The 18010-nt window shown below is 46.4% G+C and carries 20 protein-coding genes; 13 read left to right on the top strand and 7 right to left on the bottom strand.

From position 1 onward, the window contains the following. The first annotated feature begins 64 nt into the window (after positions 1 to 64). Complete coding sequence (locus QUB52_RS10145) at positions 65 to 970, top strand: ferritin-like domain-containing protein (protein WP_265233222.1); 906 nt, start codon at positions 65 to 67, stop codon at positions 968 to 970. Positions 971 to 1153: 183 nt separating this feature from the next. After that, the gene (locus QUB52_RS10140; RefSeq protein ID WP_265233223.1) at positions 1154 to 1657 is read left to right on the top strand and encodes a YbjN domain-containing protein; all 504 of its coding nucleotides are present in this window, start codon (positions 1154 to 1156) and stop codon (positions 1655 to 1657) included. A gap of 95 nt (positions 1658 to 1752) precedes the next feature. Here QUB52_RS10140 and QUB52_RS10135 read toward each other — a convergent pair whose 3' ends face one another. The 3 genes from QUB52_RS10135 to QUB52_RS10125 form a co-directional block, all read right to left on the bottom strand. Next, positions 1753 to 2211, bottom strand: coding sequence for a divergent PAP2 family protein (locus QUB52_RS10135; RefSeq protein WP_265233224.1), 459 nt, complete (start codon positions 2209 to 2211; stop codon positions 1753 to 1755). 14 nt (positions 2212 to 2225) lie between these two features. Continuing rightward, positions 2226 to 3155, bottom strand: coding sequence for a geranylgeranyl diphosphate synthase CrtE (gene crtE / locus QUB52_RS10130; RefSeq protein ID WP_332973094.1), 930 nt, complete (start codon positions 3153 to 3155; stop codon positions 2226 to 2228). Positions 3156 to 3344: 189 nt separating this feature from the next. Next, entirely contained in the window at positions 3345 to 4235 is an 891-nt protein-coding gene (locus tag QUB52_RS10125; RefSeq protein WP_332973093.1) for a LysR substrate-binding domain-containing protein, read from the bottom strand. Positions 4236 to 4568: 333 nt separating this feature from the next. Between QUB52_RS10125 and QUB52_RS10120 the strand changes: the two genes are divergently transcribed. Beyond that, a complete protein-coding gene (locus QUB52_RS10120; RefSeq protein WP_332973092.1) occupies positions 4569 to 5333 on the top strand; it encodes a class I SAM-dependent methyltransferase in 765 nt (254 codons plus the stop codon). Between the two features lie 145 nt (positions 5334 to 5478). Here QUB52_RS10120 and folD read toward each other — a convergent pair whose 3' ends face one another. Beyond that, on the bottom strand, positions 5479 to 6354 hold the full coding sequence (gene folD / locus QUB52_RS10115) for a bifunctional methylenetetrahydrofolate dehydrogenase/methenyltetrahydrofolate cyclohydrolase FolD (RefSeq protein ID WP_332973091.1): 876 nt from the start codon (positions 6352 to 6354) through the stop codon (positions 5479 to 5481). 152 nt (positions 6355 to 6506) lie between these two features. Here folD and QUB52_RS10110 point away from each other — a divergent pair, with 152 nt between their 5' ends. Together QUB52_RS10110 and QUB52_RS10105 are read left to right on the top strand one after the other, a co-directional pair. Then, positions 6507 to 6938 carry a DNA-binding protein gene (locus QUB52_RS10110; protein WP_265233229.1) on the top strand — a complete coding sequence of 144 codons (432 nt, stop codon included), beginning with the start codon at positions 6507 to 6509 and terminating at the stop codon, positions 6936 to 6938. A gap of 142 nt (positions 6939 to 7080) precedes the next feature. Beyond that, positions 7081 to 7503, top strand: coding sequence for an NUDIX hydrolase (locus QUB52_RS10105; protein WP_332973090.1), 423 nt, complete (start codon positions 7081 to 7083; stop codon positions 7501 to 7503). Positions 7504 to 7562: 59 nt separating this feature from the next. Here QUB52_RS10105 and QUB52_RS10100 read toward each other — a convergent pair whose 3' ends face one another. Next, a complete protein-coding gene (locus QUB52_RS10100; protein ID WP_265233231.1) occupies positions 7563 to 8111 on the bottom strand; it encodes a LeuD/DmdB family oxidoreductase small subunit in 549 nt (182 codons plus the stop codon). Positions 8112 to 8291: 180 nt separating this feature from the next. Here QUB52_RS10100 and QUB52_RS10095 point away from each other — a divergent pair, with 180 nt between their 5' ends. The 3 genes from QUB52_RS10095 (at position 8292) to QUB52_RS10085 (ending at position 13893) form a co-directional block, all read left to right on the top strand. Further along, complete coding sequence (locus tag QUB52_RS10095) at positions 8292 to 9164, top strand: hypothetical protein (protein ID WP_265233232.1); 873 nt, start codon at positions 8292 to 8294, stop codon at positions 9162 to 9164. A 528-nt stretch (positions 9165 to 9692) separates the two neighbouring features. Next, positions 9693 to 11915, top strand: a complete 2223-nt coding sequence (locus QUB52_RS10090) for a GAF domain-containing sensor histidine kinase (protein WP_265233233.1) — start codon at positions 9693 to 9695, stop codon at positions 11913 to 11915. A 298-nt stretch (positions 11916 to 12213) separates the two neighbouring features. Next, the gene (locus QUB52_RS10085; protein WP_265233234.1) at positions 12214 to 13893 is read left to right on the top strand and encodes an ABC1 kinase family protein; all 1680 of its coding nucleotides are present in this window, start codon (positions 12214 to 12216) and stop codon (positions 13891 to 13893) included. A 174-nt stretch (positions 13894 to 14067) separates the two neighbouring features. Here the strand turns inward: QUB52_RS10085 and QUB52_RS10080 are convergent, their stop codons facing one another. Continuing rightward, positions 14068 to 14238, bottom strand: coding sequence for a hypothetical protein (locus QUB52_RS10080; RefSeq protein ID WP_265233235.1), 171 nt, complete (start codon positions 14236 to 14238; stop codon positions 14068 to 14070). A 99-nt stretch (positions 14239 to 14337) separates the two neighbouring features. Between QUB52_RS10080 and QUB52_RS10075 the strand changes: the two genes are divergently transcribed. The 5 genes from QUB52_RS10075 (at position 14338) to QUB52_RS10055 (ending at position 17281) form a co-directional block, all read left to right on the top strand. Further along, complete coding sequence (locus QUB52_RS10075; RefSeq protein ID WP_332966240.1) at positions 14338 to 14472, top strand: hypothetical protein; 135 nt, start codon at positions 14338 to 14340, stop codon at positions 14470 to 14472. Then, positions 14469 to 14675, top strand: a complete 207-nt coding sequence (locus QUB52_RS10070; RefSeq protein ID WP_265233236.1) for a hypothetical protein — start codon at positions 14469 to 14471, stop codon at positions 14673 to 14675. The genes QUB52_RS10075 and QUB52_RS10070 overlap by 4 nt, the downstream gene beginning before the upstream one ends. Before the next feature lie 34 nt (positions 14676 to 14709). Beyond that, on the top strand, positions 14710 to 15003 hold the full coding sequence (locus QUB52_RS10065; protein ID WP_332966239.1) for a BrnT family toxin: 294 nt from the start codon (positions 14710 to 14712) through the stop codon (positions 15001 to 15003). Next, positions 14990 to 15286, top strand: a complete 297-nt coding sequence (locus tag QUB52_RS10060; protein ID WP_332973089.1) for a hypothetical protein — start codon at positions 14990 to 14992, stop codon at positions 15284 to 15286. The genes QUB52_RS10065 and QUB52_RS10060 overlap by 14 nt, the downstream gene beginning before the upstream one ends. 294 nt (positions 15287 to 15580) lie before the next feature. After that, entirely contained in the window at positions 15581 to 17281 is a 1701-nt protein-coding gene (locus tag QUB52_RS10055; RefSeq protein ID WP_332973088.1) for an ABC-F family ATP-binding cassette domain-containing protein, read from the top strand. A 281-nt stretch (positions 17282 to 17562) separates the two neighbouring features. Here the strand turns inward: QUB52_RS10055 and QUB52_RS10050 are convergent, their stop codons facing one another. Further along, positions 17563 to 17991: a hypothetical protein gene (locus QUB52_RS10050; protein WP_265233240.1), complete on the bottom strand. Its 429-nt coding sequence runs from the start codon at positions 17989 to 17991 to the stop codon at positions 17563 to 17565. Positions 17992 to 18010: the final 19 nt, after the last annotated feature.

Genomic DNA, 18010 nt, shown 5'->3' with positions numbered 1-18010 from the left:
GAATTGGTTGTCCTCAAAACTGCGTTACACTTATATAGGTATCTTTACAAAACAACATACAAACATGACAGTTGCCTATCCCCGTAAGCTTCGCAACGGCATGGGAGCGCGCGAGATTTTAAGTCAAGTGGTGCGCGATCGCGAAATCCACCTGATCACCCTCAACCGCTACCGCTTCAGCGAACAGCGCAGTTGCAAAGACCTCACGGACTTGATCGAACAGCTAGACGGCGAACCGGCAGAACTCGTGCGGGATCTTTCCCGGCACATTTCTGACGAAGCGCGACACGCCATGTGGCTTACCGACCTCCTGGTAGACATCGGCCAGAAGGTGGGAAAGCCGCCGGGAGTCTCCTACATTGACGAATTTGAAAGGTTGTTCGACAGCGAGCAACAAGACCCCACCAAAGACCGCGAAGATTTTGTAATTTCTTCCCTAGCCGCGATTAATGTCACCGAGAAGCGGGGATGCGAGTATTTCTCTGCCCACATCCACGCCCTCAAAAAGGCTCCTCAAACCGACGAAAACGTCAAAATCCGCGAAACCATCGAAAAGATTTTTCCCGAAGAAGCCGGTCACGTCCGCTGGGGCAACCGCTGGCTGGGCGCAATTGCTGCCAAGAGCCCCGCACATCGCCAGAAGGTGGAACAGGCAAAACGCAAGTATGTGGCGATCGAACAAGCAGCATTTGCATCGGGAATGGATATCATGCTGGGGGCAGAACTGCGTCGCGTCACCCATCTAGTGGATATTGCTAACACCATGCCCCTGTGGGAACGTCCGCAATACCTGATGGAACGCTTGCCGGCAACCCTGCTCGCCCCCGACTTGCAAATGACGAGAGTCGATGTAGCTCAACGCGCCTGGAATCGAGACCCCCAGGCATTTGTGGAAAAATTTGTGCCGATGTTTCTCAACGGATTAAAACCCATTGAGAAGAAGCCCGCGGCCGCTAAGCCCAAGGCTTAGATATAGGCGAAGCAGAGCCTCTGGACATGGGTTCCGAGGCTCTGTCTGGGAACCAGTAATTATTTAAGTCAAGCCTAATTCTTTAATCCAAAATCCTATCAGTCCTATTTTGGTAAGTCCTAAATAGGAAGTAAACTGTATTGGTAAAGATTATTGGAATACTTTTCCGTTTAAATATTAATCATGACTAACAGCGAGCCGAACCCACAAACAGCTTCCGCAGAAAGCCTATCGAGTGAAAGCGCGATCGCCTCTGAGCAGGTCGAAAAAGCCACAGCAGTCAGCTATGCAGAAGAAATTGAAACTGTGATTGCCAGCATGGCTGTAGACCAAAAAGTGATGGTCGGTCAAAATGAAGCTGGCGGACATCTTTGGAAATTTAAGTACGGTAGTGTTGAAGTGTTCGTGCAACTCACGGGCGAAACCGAAAATGATACTTTGACTGTCTGGGCTTTTGTGCTCCAGTTGCCGGCCAAGAATGAAGCGGAATTAATGCGGAAACTTCTAGAAATGAATTGGCTGTCTACTTTGGAATCTCATTTTGCGATCGTTGACAACCAAGTTGCGGTAATATCCAATCGGGCGATCGCCGAAATCTCTGCTGGGGAAATTTCACGCGCCATTACTATTGTCGCCACCATCGCCGACGACAACGACGACTTGCTGCAAGCAGAATTTGGGCAGTAGTCATTAGTCAGTAGTCAGTAGTTAACAGTCATTAGTTAACAGTCATTAGTTAACAGTCATTAGTTAACAGTTAACAGTCATTAGTTAACTGTTAACTAATATGCAGGCCCTGCGATCCAAGAAATAGCGATTCCCAGCCCCAAACCGACGAGCACTTGAAAAGGAGTGTGTCCCAGCAACTCTTTGAGGCGAGCCTCATTCAGGTTGTGGTCTTCTTCAAAAAACTCGTCGATAATTTGGTTGAGGATGCGAGCTTGTTTGCCGGCAGCTTGGCGCACTCCAGCAGCGTCGTACATGACAATAATTGCAAAGATCGCTGCGATCGCAAATTCTGGACTTTCCCATCCCATCGTTTGTCCGACTCCCGTAGCCAAAGAGCCCACAAAAGACGAGTGAGAGCTGGGCATTCCGCCCGTTGTTACCAAATACCGCAGATTAAACTTGCGATTTTTGATTAATTCGATCGGCAATTTAATGATTTGAGCCGACAGACAAGCGATCAAAGCAACTATCAGTACATGATTGTTTAAGATGCCGCTGCAAATTTCCTGCATATTCTTTAGTATTTCTAGTTACTGCGGCTGGTAATAAAATCCGCGATTCCCAATAAAGGTTGGGCTTTACTCCCAAACACTGCCAGTTGAGCCTTAGCATCAGCAACAAGCTGTTTGGCTTGGCGCCGAGACTCCTCAATTCCCCACAAACTAGGATAAGTCACTTTCCCTGCTTGAACATCTTTGCCAGCAGTTTTGCCCAATTCTTCTTGAGTAGCAGTAATATCCAGAATGTCATCAATTATCTGGAAAGCCAGCCCAATATTTTTAGCAAAACGAGACAACCGTTGCAAATCTGCTGCTGAGGCTCCACCCAAAATTCCCCCACAAACCACGCAGGCTTCTAACAGCGCGCCGGTTTTGTGAGCGTGAATGTAATTCAATGTTTCCAGAGAAACATCTGTTTTTCCTTCCGATTCCAGGTCAACCACCTGACCGCCTACGAGTCCAGCAGCGCCGGATGCGCGCGCCAAATGGGCGATCGTCTGCAACACCTGTTGGGGGGGTACGTTCTGAGTTTGAGTAGCGATAAATTCAAAAGCATAGGTCAACAAACCATCGCCAGCCAAAATGGCGATATCCTCGCCATAGACTTTGTGGTTCGTCAGTTTACCGCGCCGATAGTCGTCATTGTCCATTGCCGGCAAATCGTCGTGAATTAGCGACATTGTATGGATCATTTCCAAAGCGCAAGCTGTGGGAATTGCCATAGCAGCAGTGCCGCCAGCCAGTTCGCAGCTAGCCACACACAGGATTGGACGCAGGCGTTTTCCTCCCGCTAGCAGCGAGTAGCGCATTGCTTCGTAAATTTTCTCTGGGTAGATGACCGGTAGTGCACTGTCGAGAGCTACCTCGATCGCCTTTTTTTGCTCGACTAGGTAACTAGATAAGTCGAAAGCGGATTCCGGTTGGGACGAATCCATTTCTGTTGTTGCAAATACCATCCCTTGCTCTCTTGTACTGAATGTGATTGGGGATACTGTGAGCCGTTCTGGTCGGATCGCGCCGACTTTTACGGTAGTGGTTGCCCGAAATCCGAGCATCAATTAATTATTCTACGGGTGTTGTTGCACAGAAAATCTTTGAGTTTTGATAACTTTGTCAAATTAGCCGTCAATCTAAAATCTACAGTCTCAAATCTCAAATCCGCTGATTTGTCTGGCGACTTCCAAAAACCGCTGCACCGCCTCCGTGGGATGGCTGCGCCAAATTAGGGCGATCGCCACCATGCAGGTTGATTCTGGCAAAGATTTGTAAACAACCCCGCTGCGCTGGAAATTTTGCATTGATGCCGGAACAATCGCCAACCCCATCTCAGCTGCTACCAAGCTGATAATTGTCTGCATTTGAATCGCTTCTTGACCCGCGATCGGGCTAAAACCTGCTTGCAGACAAAGACTGACGATCGCATCGTACAGTCCCGGAGCCTGGGAACGCGGAAATAAGATGAACGTTTCGGCAGAGAGTGATCGCAATTCCACAACAGCGCGTGAATCGGCTAAATAATGCGTTTCTGGCAGCGCCACGATCAGAGGCTCTCGAAAAACGATTTCTGAATTTATGCCATCTTCCTCGATCGGAGGGCGCAGGAAGCCGATATCAATTCGTCCTTCCCGTAACCGCTGCAACTGTTCGTTTGTCGTCAGTTCGTGCAATTCGAGGCAGACTGCGGGATAGCGAGTGCGAAACGCCTGCAAGATGGCTGGAACTATATTGTGTGCTGCCGAGCTCACAAAGCCTACAGTCAGTTGGCCGAGTTCCCCGCGGCTTGTCTGTTTGCCGAGTTGAATTGCCCGATCGACTTGTAGCAGAATTTTTTGCGCTTCCTCAAAAAAAACCTGTCCCGCAGCGGTTAGCTGCACCGTCCGCTTGGTGCGGCGAAACAGTTGAAAGCCCAACTCTGCCTCCAAATGCTGAATTTGTTGGCTTAGCGGAGGTTGAGCCATGTGCAATTTTTCCGCTGCGCGAGTGAAATTCAGTTCCTCTGCAACGGCAATAAAGTAACGCAAATGTCGCAGTTCCATACATCTTCAAGCATTAATACTTTAAAAGTATAAGTTATGAATTAAAAAAATATTGGACATTAATGATGGCATTTAATACAGTGATTAATAAGCGAAGTTGAGAATTAAACAATGGCTAATTTGGATATCAGCGGAGATTTTGGAAAATATTAGATTTTGTCCTATTGAGGGGGATGCAATTGGTTTGCTTGCTGGTAAATAATTCAATAACCAATCGCGCACTTGTCTCAGCAACCCGGTTTATCGCTACACTCTTCAACCCGCGCACCATCCGGGTTTTGGTTGTATAGAAGCGGTTTCAAGCTCTGTAATTTACAAATTGAGGAATTTCAAATGTCACAAGATTCTTGGAATACAGCTCTTTATGAGCAAAATCATGCTTTTGTTTGGGAGTACGGTGAATCGCTTTTGGATTTGCTCGCTCCGAAGGCTGGAGAACGGATTCTAGATTTGGGCTGCGGTACAGGACAGTTAACTGAAAAAATTGCTCAAAGTGGTGCTTTTGTTCAAGGTATTGATTCCTCTTTGTCTATGATTTCCACGGCTCAAGCAAATTATCCTCACATTAACTTTGCGGCTGCGGATGCGCAGGATTTTCAAGTGGAAGATCCGTTAGATGCGGTGTTTTCTAATGCTGTTTTGCACTGGATTAAGCAGCCGGATGCTGTGATTCATTGTGTGGAAAAAGCGCTGCGGCCGGGTGGGCGTTTTGTTGCTGAGTTTGGCGGTAAGGGGAATGTGGGAGCGATCGCCCGTGCACTTTTGAGCGTTTTGTCAGAAATTGGCTGTTCGGAGCCTGAATCGCTTAATCCTTGGTATTTTCCGAGTATCGGCGAGTATGCTCTGCTGCTGGAAAACCAGGGTTTTGAGGTGAGTTATGCGGTTTTGTTCGATCGCCCAACTCCCCTAGAAGGTGGCAGCGCTGGTATGGTAAATTGGATTGAGATGTTTGCAGGCGGGTTTTTGTCGGGTTTGTCGCAGGAAGTGCGATCGCACGTAATTCGTACAGTTGAAGAACGTTTGCGGCCCGCCCTTTACCACGACGGTAATTGGAGTGCAGACTATCGCCGAATTCGGGTTGTTGCTGTTAAGCAGTAGTCGGCGTAGGCGGCAGACTTAGCCTCTGTAGTAGCGAATTATTTCGTCCGTCATTTGTGGTTTTATTCAGCGAATTTGCTATTGAATAAACCGCAGCACCTAATTATGTAGGGTGCGCACTGCGCACCTTACCGCTATTCGCGCGTCAAACCATTTTTTTCGTATAACTCGAAACTGTATTTTCCAACAACATAGCAACAGTCATCGGCCCGATTCCTCCCGGCACCGGCGTAATCAATCCGGCTACTGTTTTCACAGCATCAAAATCTACATCTCCGGCCAAACGGCTAGTACCATCTGGATTGACAACACGGTTAATACCAACATCAATTACTACTGCTCCCGGTTTAACCATATTAGCTGTAATCATTTCGGTGCGGCCGACCGCGGCTACTAAAATATCGGCTTGGCTAGTAATTGATTCTAGGTTTTGCGTCCGCGAATGAGCTACAGTAACAGTACAATCGGCTTCTAATAACATCAACGCCATCGGTTTACCCACCAAAATACTACGTCCCAAAACAACAGCATTTTTTCCTTTCAAATCAATCTGATATTCCTGTAATAACCGCATCACTCCGGCGGGAGTACAACTGCGCAAACCTTGCTCCGATCGCACCAAGCGGCCTAAATTTATAGGGTGAAGTCCGTCAGCGTCTTTGTCTGGGGCAATTTGGTACAGCAGCGAAATTGCATCTAAGTTTTCTGGTAGCGGTAGTTGCACTAAAATGCCATCTACTCGATCGTCCTCGTTGAGTGCATGAATTGCAAGTTCGAGTTCCGCTTGAGTCACATTTGCTGGGTAATGCTGGCCAAAGGAAGCTATACCAACCTTAGCGCAGGCACGCTCTTTGTTACGCACGTAAGCCGCGCTGGCTGGGTTGTCGCCCACCATCAGCACCGCAAGTCCCGGAGGACGCCCCATCTGGGGCTGTAGGGCGCGGACTTGATCGCTCAGCTCGCTTTGAATCTTGGTCGCTAAAGCTTTACCATCTAGTATTTGAGCAGTTTTGGCATCCATTGTAGACTCTGGGTTAGGGGCTGACGATTTTAGATTTTAGCTTAATCGCCGTCAAGGATTGTACTAGAGAAATTTCTGACTTGCGATCGACTCTTGGGATTCTGTTAGAGTAAGTCGTATCTCACAATCTCAAATCTCAAATCATTTGACAAATGACTACTGTAATTCAGCAAGTTTGGGTTCAAAGATACTCCATAGGCTCTTTATTGCTAATACTTACCAGCGGTTTGCTCAGTTGTGGCAATTTACCCATGTCTCAACTCAATCTTGGTTTTAATGTTGCTAGTATTGGCGACATTCAACAAAAGCGGCAAGTCGATGGTGAAGTTTATCTCCGGGGAAAGGTGGAAAATCGCGCTCCGTTTGTGGGGAATGCGGCTTATCAACTTCAAGACGGTACTGGTAAGATTTGGATTTTAACTAAGCAAGCTTTGCCGAAGCTTGGCGATGAAGTATTGCTGAAGGGAGAAGTCCGTTATAAAAGTATTAAGCTGAAGGATTTGGTTGGTAAAGATTTAGGTGAAGTTTATGTTGAGGAAATGGAACAACTCAAGCGTACTCCAGTGGCTGATCAAGGAAAATAGCTACACGCTATTGTTTTTCAATCATTAAGTACGTCGATTTCATGAAAATCAAAAGTTTGTAATTCTACTTGGGCGCTGTGGGTATGTTTATTTATGCTGAAATCCGTTACATCCGTTACATAATCCGTTGCCGAACTTCTTTATGACTCAAATTCACGTTGCGATCGCAATTTTATACCAAGACGGCAAGTTTCTCTGCCAGTTGCGGGACGATGTTCCGAATATTAGGTATCCCGGACATTGGGCTTTGTTTGGTGGACACTTGGAACCCGGAGAAACTGCGGAAGTTGCTTTGATGCGGGAATTAGTAGAGGAAATTAGCTGGGCTCCTGCAACTGTTTCTTTTTTCTGTCACGATGTCGAAGGAGATGTTCTTCGCCATGTCTTTCACTCACAACTTAGTGCGGATGTCAAGGATTTAGTTTTGCAGGAAGGTTGGGATATGCAGTTGTTGACAACGGAGGATATTCGGGCTGGTAAATACTATTCTGAAAAGTCTGGAGATGTGCGACCTTTCGGCCGTGCTCACCAGCGCATTTTATTGAGTTTTATTGATGCGATTTGAGGCTCTACTGATATTTGTAAGGTGCGCCGAAGAACACCCTACATTTCAGATTTTAGCAGTTAAGAACGAGCTGCGATCATTCCCGTTTGGCGTGCGTAGGCAAATAGCCCTCCGGCATCAATTACTGGCCCGACATCTCCTAAAGGCTTGAGGGAGTAAGTAACATTTAGAGTGTGGTTGATGATTTGATCGCCCGCAAAGTCGATCGTCACTTCCTGGCCTGTGACAAATAAGTCGCAAAGTCGATCGACAGATTCGATCGGGTACAATTCGCCAGTAGCCGAGCAATTGCGAAAGAAAATGCGCGCGTAAGACAAAGCCACCACCGCTTTGACACCCGCAGCCCCCAGAGCGATCGGAGCGTGTTCCCGCGAAGAACCGCAGCCAAAATTTTCGCCGGCAATGATAATCGGATACCGGGTTTTCTGTTCGTCGGGCGCGATAAACTTGTCGTAGCGATCGGGTAAACCAATCATCGCATAACTGCCTAGTTTCTCGTACTCGTCCGGTTTCGAGGGAACCAGAGTCAGGTATTCGGCAGGGATAATTTGATCTGTATCGATGTTGTCGTCTAAAACAAAAATTTGACCGCTAATTACTTTGCCCATAGTTTATTTCCTCTTGGCTTCTCAGATGCTGCCGTGATATTTTTATGTCGGATTGGTAATGCAAGATTTGCATTTGTCCATTTTAACCGGGGAATGTCGGCGATAATCTGTATAGGCGAAAATCAGATCCGAGCATTTAGATTAACAGTTATACAGATTGCTAAGCATCAAGATATTTTTATGGCGAATCCAGTAGATGACATTGCTCGACAAGCTCGCGAGGGATCGGTTTCCTCAATTATTCAAATTCTGAACGATGAACTGGCACAGGCAGGCGTCAGGGCTAGAGCCGTGTTTGCCGATGGGGTGCTGCAACTACTGTGCGAAGCTGCAACATCCCAACTGCTCGAACAGTCTAGTTTGGTCGATCGAGTTCGAGAAATTTTGGAAGGCCTCTCGCCCCGCAATATTCGCCGAGTCAACATCAACAGCCGGCTGGTGCGAGAACACCAACTGCTGTGGCTCGAAGAAATTAGCCACGATCCAGAAAATCAATTACTGTGGTCTCAAGAAATTAAACTCAAAAAGCCGAATTTGTTCAAGCGTTTGGCCGCCGCCCATCACGAACGCCAAGCTCAAGGCAAGCGGGCTTTGCCGAGAATCGCTGCACCTCGATCAATGCGGCAACCGCGACCATTTCAGCGCAGTATCGTCGGCGGCATCAGCTTGACCGTGTTGTTGCTCGCTGCGGCGGCCGCCATCTACAAAGGACTCAATTCTCAAGTGCCAAACAGCACAACAGCCACCAGCCAAGCAGTTGCCAGTGCCACTCCCTTGGCAACGACACCTGCTGGGAAAACTTTTAAAGAAAATGCTAATTCTGCTGTTGACCCTTTTGGACAAGCAGTACGAGTGGCCCAGCAAGCAGCCACCGACGGCAAAACGGCTCAATCTCGCGAAAATTGGTTAGTAGTAGCAACTAAGTGGCAGCAAGCTTCGGATTTGATGGCTGCCGTGTCCCCGAATCATCCCCGCTATGCAACGGCTGTCAACCGGACGGCACTTTACCGCCAAAATAGCGATAAAGCCCAACAGGAAGCACAAAATAAGTAGGCAGGGAAGTCGGATAAATTTAACCAGAGAACTCGCCCAGCGTTTCTAGAAGTTGCGATCGATGAGTTTTTGACAGAAAACTCGAAAAATCTCAGATCTGTGATGACTAGAATTTTTTTTAGTTTAAATTTTTGCGATCGTAGTCACTCGATCGACTGATTTATATCACAATAAAATTTTACCAGGATCACAAACTTAAATAAGAAACATCACAGAGTCAGGAGAGGGGTGTCACTAAGCGGTCTGAAGAAAAGCTTCATACTCATAATAGTCAAAATTAGTGGGAATAGGATTTATCCTCAACTGCTCAAGGATGCTAAAGCTCAACCCGTACAGATGCAAGGCTAGAAAACAGCAAAATAGAACTTGGTCGGATCTGAGTAAGTCTTTTACAGATTTAGTTACCCGCCGACGGGCTGCGCGAACGCAGAAAGCAGGATCATAATAGTCGGTTGGAATGTTATGAACAGGTTTCTATATTTGTACCGTGATCCAGCTCAAATACTTTAAAATAAAGGCTTCGTTGCCATGATCGATTACCAGGGAAATCAAGACTTTACTTCGATCGACCGATCGCCGTCAGAGTCTTGCACTTTGCATCTACCACAAATCGCAGAACCAGTATCAGTCCAAAAATTTCTGGATCGTCTTATGCAGTACCAAGTCGATCCTGCCCTTCTGGGGCAGCAAATTTACCAAATTCTCGCGACCAACATCGATCGAGAAATCCTGCTGCTACAAATAGCCAATACTTTGGGGGTTGCTTGTGGGGCAGATTTCTGTTTGGTTGCTGCTGTAGCTGACCAGAAAGTAGTAATTCCGAATGCTTGCTGGCTTCAGAGGAGCGATCGACCAAACGCTGCGGACGCAACTCAAACACCCGAATACTCCCAAAGCACAAAATTAGCATCGTCTAGCATATCGCTCGAACATCCTGTCCTGGTAAACGTGCTAGCAGACGGTGAGATAGTGGCCATCTCCGACTATCTTGAGATTTCGGCAGCTTCATCGCCCAATTCCCCTGTGACACCGCTGCCTTGTCGGGCAATTTTGGCAGCGCCTGCGCGATTTGGAGGGGCTGTAAATGGGATGATCGTTCTTGGTAAGTCGCAACCTCATGAGTGGTCAGCAGCCGATCGCCAGCGCCTAGAAGCAGCATTAGAGGCGATCGGCATCGCGATTGCTGACATTCAAAAAACTCAAGAAATTGCCAGTTTAAACCAACAGTTACAACGACAAGCGAAATACAAAAATCTCCTCGGCAGAGTCGCTGCCGCGATCGACACGAATTCAGAAGTCGATCAAATTTTGCAGCGAGTAATTGAAAAAACCGCCGATACCCTGGAAGTAGATAGAGGTCAAATCCTGCTGTTGAAATATACAGACCCTCTATTTAAAACTCGCTCTCCCAATCAAACGCCACAAGCCAAGGTCGAATTAGTTTGCGAATCCAGTCAGAAAAAAGACCTAAATAAACCAGCAATAGAACCAAGCAATGCGGGCAAAAAAAGCTCGACATCAAAAACCAAAACCAAGGAAAAAACAGCTAATTCCAAATCCACAACACCAAGCTCACAATCAAATCATTTCCCTGCTTTTTGGATGTCGGAGTCTAGTTTGTGCCAGGAAGCATTCAACCGGGTTCCCCAATCCCTTGCGATTGCCGACGCCCGCGAACTGCTGGCGCAACAACCAGAACACATCAGACAAATTTTGAAACTACAGGATATCAGTGCCCTTTTGTTGGTTCCCCTAGTAGGGACAAGCGGACAAGGCACGGTATTGGGATTCTTGGTTTTGCAGCACTCATCGTCCCGGATCTGGCAAGTTGAAGAATTAGAGGTTGTAGAATTAATCGCCGCTCAATTGAGTACGGCGATCATCCAAACTCAAACTCTCAAGCAAGTACAAACTCTTGTCGAAAACCGAACTGCTCAGTTAAAGCACAGTCTTGACGTACAGGCAATATTGTACGAACAATCTCGCAAACAAGTAGAGCAACTGCAACGGTTAAATCAGCTCAAAGATGAATTTCTTGCTGCCGCGAGCGACCAGTTGCAACATCCTCTAACGAAGATCAAGATAGTTGTTGAACTCTTTCGGAAATGGGAATTATTATCGCCGGCGCAGATAACTCTGTATTTGGATATTCTGGATCAGGAATGTAATCAGGAAATCAATCTGATTAAGGATTTGCTGAAGCTAAAAGAATTAGATTCTCAGCAAACGCCTATGTCTCGCATCAGGATTGACCTCAAGCCTTTAATTCAGGATTTGGCTAAAGATTTTAACAAAAAATGGGCGGATCAAGGATTAAGTCTGGTGGTGAATTTACCGGAGCGCTCGTTGTGGTCCGAAACCAATTTCGATAGCTTGAATCGAATTCTGCTGGAATTGCTGACGAATGCTGGCAATTTCTCGGATGATGGGACTGCGGTAGTTTTGGATGTGTCTGAAGCAAGCAACCTTATTTTCTTGAGCGTCTCTAATTGCGGGCGCGGTATTTCTGATGATGATTTACCACACATCTTTGACAGGTTCCGCCGCGGCACTGGTGTGACTGACCAAAGTGGTATTCGGGGTACTGGTTTGGGTCTGGCTCTGGTAAAGAGCTTAGTACAGCACTTGAATGGTAATATTGATGTTTCTAGCAGTCCGTCAGAAAATTCTGAAACTGCTGATCAGTGGCGCACCTGTTTTACTCTGACTCTGCCCCAATTTGCAGCAGATGTCTCTAATCGGGAAGAATAGTTAAACAAAGGCGTTGGATTTTTGAGGTTTGCAGTTGCGCTTTCTTGGCCTCGTGGCGGAGACGAGGACACCTGCAAGCCAAATTCATTAGCCCTAGGCACATCAATATCAAAGAAACCGGGTTATTTGGGAATTCAAGGTTTTGATGCAGTATTGTCGTAAAAAACCCGGTTTCTGCTTCTATGGTAGTTCGCGTGTCATTTGCCGGTGTTGCTGTCGGTCTGAAGCACCGGTTCCCAATTCTGCCTTTTCCAGTTAAAATCTTTGCGGTGCACGAAAATCGATCGCGACGAATATTATGCTCACAAAAGCTGCACCGAAACTCCTGCGTTGGCAACGTTCTAAATATTCGCCGCTGGCACGACAAATAGACGTTTTTGCTGCGACGGCAAAGTTTATGTTTTTTTTGTGGTGGGATGGACTGCTGCAAAATAATTCTGCTCAAACTAGAAGAATTCGCGCCCATTGGTTGGTGAATACTTTGCTGGATTTAGGCCCGACTTTTATTAAAATCGGGCAGTCTCTCTCGACTCGCGCGGATTTGCTGCCGCTGGAGTACGTCAAGGAGTTGGAACAGTTGCAGGATCGGGTTCCTGAGTTTAGTTCCGAAGAGGCGATCGCCCTTGTAGAATCAGAGTTAGGCAAGGATATTTATGCTTTGTACCGCGATTTTGACCCGTTGCCGATCGCTGCTGCGAGTCTGGGACAGGTACACAAAGCGAGGCTGCACACCGGGGAAGATGTGATTGTCAAGGTGCAGCGCCCGGGTTTAGAAAGTTTATTTAATTTGGATGTGAAGGCGGTGCGGCAAGTGATGCGTTTTTGCGATCGCCATTTGCCTTGGACGCGCAAGTACGACCTAGAATCTATTTATCACGAGTTTTTTAAGATTTTATATCAAGAAATCGACTATGTGCAAGAAGGGAAAAATTCCGATCGCTTTAGCCATAATTTTCAGGAATTCCCTCAAATTATTGTCCCGAAAGTTTACTGGCAATACACGACACAAAAAGTGCTGACTTTAGAATATGTTCCCGGTATTAAAGTAGATGATAGGATTAGCTTAGAGGCGATTGGAGTAGATATTACGAAGCTCAATCAACTCGGAATTTCCTGTTACTTGAAGCAGTTGTTAATTGATGGTTTTTTTCAAGCTGACCCGCATCCGGGAAATTTAGCGGTGACAGAAGATGGCAGCTTAATTTTTTATGATTTCGGGATGATGGCAGAGGTGAAGTCTTTGGCTAAAGACGAAATGGTCAAGACTTTTTTTGCTGTGCTGAGAAAGGATACCGATCAGGTACTCGATACTTTAATTACGATCGGCTTAGTTGAGCCGATGCCGGATATGATGCCGGTGCGGAGACTGATTGCTTTTCTGTTGGATAAGTTTATTGATAAGCCGATCGACTTTCAAGCTTTTAATGAAATCAAGAACGAACTGTACATCATGTTCGAGCAACAACCGTTTCGCTTGCCTGCACAAATGATGTTTATTGTCAAGTCGCTGACGACTCTGGACGGCATTGCGAGAACTCTCGATCCTAACTACAATTTCCTAGTATGCGCTCAGCCTTTTGTGAAGACCATTGCGGTAAGTAAAGGACGGAAAAATGCGATCGGAGAATTGGCTCTTCAAGCGCGAAATTTCATCACCTACAAGTTGCAGCAGCCGAGCAAATCGCAAGTTTTCCTGAAGCGTTTGGAGCAGCGGATTGAAGATGGCGAGCTGCAAATTCGCGTCCGTAACATGGAGAGCGATCGCGCCCTGAAACGGATTAATTTAGCCTTAAAAACTCTGATTTTTGCCTGTATGACTGGTTTTGGGGTACTGACGGGTGCAGTGCTGCTGGTGGGCGGATATCAAACGGGGGCGATCGTAGCTTTTGCTGTTGCCGGATGTGGTGGCTTGTTTGTGCTGCGTTCTTTGTTAGATTTGTTGCTGAGGGAAAAACTCGATCGAATAGCCGAAAAATAAATATACTTGGGCAGGGGAAATTGGGAATCAAAAATTGGCGTTTTTCCCCTTCAGCATCATCTAAAATGTGATGACATATCGCCAACAACGTGAAAGATAACTCCAGCAAATTGAACAACGTTTCTGAGAGTTATACTAATTAGGAAAAGTGGCCCTAGATCGAGTGATAATTGGTTAAAACTTGGTCAAAGCACCGTCTGTTTTAAAAATGCTTAAACCTGCCACTGTCGTGACATAAGCCGAATTAACATCCGCGATTATCCGCAATCCCCTGATGGTTGCACCGGATACAAAGGTGGTGAAGGGCGATCGGACGATCGCCCTTTCACTCCTAAAAGCGATCACACTTCTCTCCTCACTTCTTCGCCACCTTGTCGAATTGCTTGCAAAAAGGCTGTTGAAGAGCGATCGCCCTTTCGTCAATTCCCAGCAAACACAAAACTCGTGAAGCTAAGCTATCCCGTAGGGAATCGCCCTCATTGCGATCGCCCGATCGAACTATCAGTCATGATTGGGCAAGTCCTCAACGAATCCGATATATTGAGATACAACCCGAACGATTCTGGACTCACCCTATGATGCTAAAGACACTTTGGGCGATCGTTCGCCAAGGCAAAATTAAATTGTTGGAACCAATAGAAATTCCTGAAGGTGCAAGGATTCTCGTTACTTTCCTACCTGATGATGAGTCTGAATTCTGGCTTCAGACAAGCCGAGTATCGCTAGATGCAATTTGGGATAATACTGAGGATGATGTTTATGCCCAGCTACTCCAAAAATGACATTATTTAAATTTGACTGTGTTAAGATTCATATATGGATACTTTGTATCGCCTCCAAGACATTCAGTTTGAATGGAACAACAACAAAGCAGAAAGCAACCTAGAAAAACATGGTGTTACCTTTGAAGAAGCGACCGAAGTTTTCTTAGACCCCTTCTACAAGGAAGGTGATGCTAGTTCAGAGACTGAGAAACGTGATTTTATTATAGGGTACTCTATTACTCAACGCCTCTTGCTAGTGGTTTATGTAGAACGCAGCCTGCGAATCCGCATAATTTCTGCACGTCCAGTTACCCGTACAGAAAGAAAATTATATGAACAACACTGAAGAAGAACTTACATTAAAAGTCCGATCGCGCCCAACAACAACTGTATCAATCGAAATCCCAACAGATACCTTAGAATCCCTAAACAAAATAGCACTGCATCGAGATATGCCTTTGTCAGCTTTGCTCAAGTTTTACATTGGGCAAGGTTTGCGGCAAGATTTAACAAAATTGTTTAGCGATCGCCTCCTAGAAGCAACAGCCCAAGTTTTGGCACGACATCTAGATTCAGAAGAAGAAGTTTCAACCATTATTCGAGAAATTCAATCTGAGACAGCACGATAGCCCTGTTTCCTCAACTTCCCCAAGTGCGATCGCCCTCACACACTCCTCGAAACCGGGTTTTTCGCGAATCTGGGGCTTGGTGCCAAGTATTTTCCTAAAAAAACCGGTTTCTCGCTAGCCCTGCGCCCAGAATCTAAAATCCAGAATCAAAAATCCAAAATCTCAAATCGATCGCCCTCCCAAACCCAAATCTTATCAATGTCTAAATTTAATTAAAATTTGTTAAGATTAACTCGACCTCAGCGCCGGCATCCCATCCGCCGCTAAACCTCCCCTTCCCCAGTCTCGATAACAATGCTGCGACTCGAACACATCAGTAAAATTTATCCCACAGGCGTCGTACTCAAAGATGTCACCTGGGAAGTCAAACCGGGCGATCGCATCGGCTTAGTAGGCGTTAACGGTGCCGGCAAATCCACCCAACTCAAAATCATCGCCGGCGAAATCGAACCCACCTCCGGCGAAGTCATTCGCCCCGCCAGCCTCCACATCGCCTACCTCTCCCAAGAATTTGAAATCGATCCCACCCGCACCGTCAAAGAAGAATTTTGGCGCGCCTTCAGCGAAGCTAACGAAGTCCACCAATCTTTGATGGAGGTGCACCGAGATCTCGAAGCCGCCACCCCAGAAAATCTCGACGACACGATCAACAAAATGGATCGGCTACAACGGCAATTTGAAGGCTTAAACGGCTACGGTTTAGAAGCCCAAATCGAGAAAATTTTACCAGAAATCGGATTTGAGCAAGAAGATAGCGATCGATTAGTCAGCGCCTTCAGCGGCGGCTGGCAAATGCGGATGAGTTTGGGCAAAATTCTTCTCCAAAAACCCGACATCCTGCTGTTAGACGAACCTACCAACCACCTCGACTTAGAAACGATCGAATGGCTCGAAGTTTACCTCAAAGGGCTGACAACCCCGATGGTAATCGTATCCCATGACCGCGAATTTCTCGATCGACTCTGCACCCAAATCGTCGAAACCGAACGCGGCGTTTCCAGCACCTACCTCGGCAACTATTCCTCATACTTACTGCAAAAAGCAGAAGCCAGAGAAGCCCAACTCAACGCCTACGAAAACCAGCAAAAAGAACTCGACAAACAGCAAGCATTCGTTGAAAAATTCCGCGCCAGCGCCACACGCAGCACCCAAGCCAAAAGTCGCGAGAAACAGTTAGACAAAATCGAGCGCATCGAAGCCCCCACCGGCGGCTTAAAAACCTTGCATTTCCGGTTTCCCCCCGCACCCCGCAGTGGCCGCGAAGTAGCAATAATTGAAAACTTAGTGCATACCTACGGTGAGAAAATCCTGTTTTTGGGAGCAGACTTATTAATTGAAAGAGGCGATCGAATTGCCTTTCTCGGCCCCAACGGTGCAGGCAAATCAACTCTGCTGCGCCTGATTATGGGTTTAGAAACGCCCACCGAAGGTTCCGTTAAAATGGGAGGCCACAACGTCATTCCCGGTTACTTTGAACAGAATCAAGCCGAAGCCTTAGATTTGAATAAAAGCGTGATGCAAACCATTCACGACGAAGTACCCGACTGGAAAAATGAAGAAGTTCGGACTTTGTTGGGGCGGTTCTTGTTTAACGGCGAAACAGTATTCAAACACGTTGGCGCTTTAAGCGGCGGAGAAAAAGCCCGTCTAGCTTTAGCAAAAATGCTCCTGGAACCGGTGAACTTGCTAATTTTGGACGAACCGACAAATCACCTCGACATTCCCGCGAAAGAGATGATGGAAGAGGCGATTAAAAATTACGACGGCACAGTAATTATCGTTTCGCACGATCGCTATTTTATTTCCCAAGTGGCTAACAAAATAGTAGAAGTTCGCGACGGGGACTTTCGGACTTATCTCGGAGACTACCACTACTATCTGGATAAAATAACGGAAGAGAAAGAATTAGCAAAGTTCGCCAAACTTGAAGCTGAGAAGGCGGCTAAGAAATCCGAGAAGGAGGCGAAGAAGAAAGCGGCGGCTAAACAGAAGTAAATAACTTGACTGGTAGGGACACGGCAGTGCCGTGTCCCTACGAATATGTAGCTGTCGGGACACGCCAATGTCGTGTCCTTACTAATATGTAGCTGTCGGGTGCGGATACATCGAAATTCATTAAAGTCCGATCGACAATCTCACAGCGACGCACCTTAATTCAGAAAAACTATATTAGTTAAACTACCACTTGTAGGAGTGCATCGCTATCAGATATTCGATTTGGTTGAAAGATTATGGAGGGCGACGCACCCTACAGCATCTAAATAAATGCACGCTTTTTAGCGAACGCCTCGGCCGCCTGATTTTTGTTTAAAGAAAGGCTTTTCGGAACTAAGACACTGCTGCAAATTATCATCTAAATTTCTAGAAAAACCATAATCTGCCACATACTTCATCAACTGATTTATCGGGCCGAATAAGACAGTATCTGTATCTTGTTGCAACAGAAATGTACCGTCAAATCCGTTGATTTTGTAGAAGTTTTCGCGTTTAGTATCCGTCGTAACGGAAGCCACAGTAACTCCGTTAGAAGAAAAGCCTTTGAAGCAGATTCTATTTTGTTTTTCAGCAATTTGAATGTATCGAGAACCGCCGCCGTGATAGACACCCACCTGTAAGGGTAAAGCAGCTAAAGCATTCTCAGCCCTGATGATGCTCAAAAACAAAACTATAAATCCCAATTTGGTGCAACAGTTCCAAAACTTCATTTGTGATTCGCTCTAATCC

Origin of the sequence: Microcoleus sp. A6-C6, assembly GCF_036705955.1 — a bacterium.
Lineage (GTDB): Bacteria > Cyanobacteriota > Cyanobacteriia > Cyanobacteriales > Microcoleaceae > Microcoleus.
The sequence above is the reverse complement of the archived record's forward strand: the minus strand, read 5'-3'. Positions and strand labels throughout refer to the sequence as shown.

Bases quoted from the DNA above. Each gene is read 5' to 3' on its own strand.
- QUB52_RS10145 (WP_265233222.1), top strand. From the start codon at position 65: ATGACAGTTGCCTATCCCCGTAAGCTTCGCAACGGCATGGGAGCGCGC.
- QUB52_RS10140 (WP_265233223.1), top strand. From the start codon at position 1,154: ATGACTAACAGCGAGCCGAACCCACAAACAGCTTCCGCAGAAAGCCTA.
- QUB52_RS10135 (WP_265233224.1), bottom strand. From the start codon at position 2,211: ATGCAGGAAATTTGCAGCGGCATCTTAAACAATCATGTACTGATAGTT.
- crtE (WP_332973094.1), bottom strand. From the start codon at position 3,155: ATGGTATTTGCAACAACAGAAATGGATTCGTCCCAACCGGAATCCGCT.
- QUB52_RS10125 (WP_332973093.1), bottom strand. From the start codon at position 4,235: ATGGAACTGCGACATTTGCGTTACTTTATTGCCGTTGCAGAGGAACTG.
- QUB52_RS10120 (WP_332973092.1), top strand. From the start codon at position 4,569: ATGTCACAAGATTCTTGGAATACAGCTCTTTATGAGCAAAATCATGCT.
- folD (WP_332973091.1), bottom strand. From the start codon at position 6,354: ATGGATGCCAAAACTGCTCAAATACTAGATGGTAAAGCTTTAGCGACC.
- QUB52_RS10110 (WP_265233229.1), top strand. From the start codon at position 6,507: ATGACTACTGTAATTCAGCAAGTTTGGGTTCAAAGATACTCCATAGGC.
- QUB52_RS10105 (WP_332973090.1), top strand. From the start codon at position 7,081: ATGACTCAAATTCACGTTGCGATCGCAATTTTATACCAAGACGGCAAG.
- QUB52_RS10100 (WP_265233231.1), bottom strand. From the start codon at position 8,111: ATGGGCAAAGTAATTAGCGGTCAAATTTTTGTTTTAGACGACAACATC.
- QUB52_RS10095 (WP_265233232.1), top strand. From the start codon at position 8,292: ATGGCGAATCCAGTAGATGACATTGCTCGACAAGCTCGCGAGGGATCG.
- QUB52_RS10090 (WP_265233233.1), top strand. From the start codon at position 9,693: ATGATCGATTACCAGGGAAATCAAGACTTTACTTCGATCGACCGATCG.
- QUB52_RS10085 (WP_265233234.1), top strand. From the start codon at position 12,214: ATGCTCACAAAAGCTGCACCGAAACTCCTGCGTTGGCAACGTTCTAAA.
- QUB52_RS10070 (WP_265233236.1), top strand. From the start codon at position 14,469: ATGATGCTAAAGACACTTTGGGCGATCGTTCGCCAAGGCAAAATTAAA.
- QUB52_RS10065 (WP_332966239.1), top strand. From the start codon at position 14,710: ATGGATACTTTGTATCGCCTCCAAGACATTCAGTTTGAATGGAACAAC.
- QUB52_RS10060 (WP_332973089.1), top strand. From the start codon at position 14,990: ATGAACAACACTGAAGAAGAACTTACATTAAAAGTCCGATCGCGCCCA.
- QUB52_RS10055 (WP_332973088.1), top strand. From the start codon at position 15,581: ATGCTGCGACTCGAACACATCAGTAAAATTTATCCCACAGGCGTCGTA.
- QUB52_RS10050 (WP_265233240.1), bottom strand. From the start codon at position 17,991: ATGAAGTTTTGGAACTGTTGCACCAAATTGGGATTTATAGTTTTGTTT.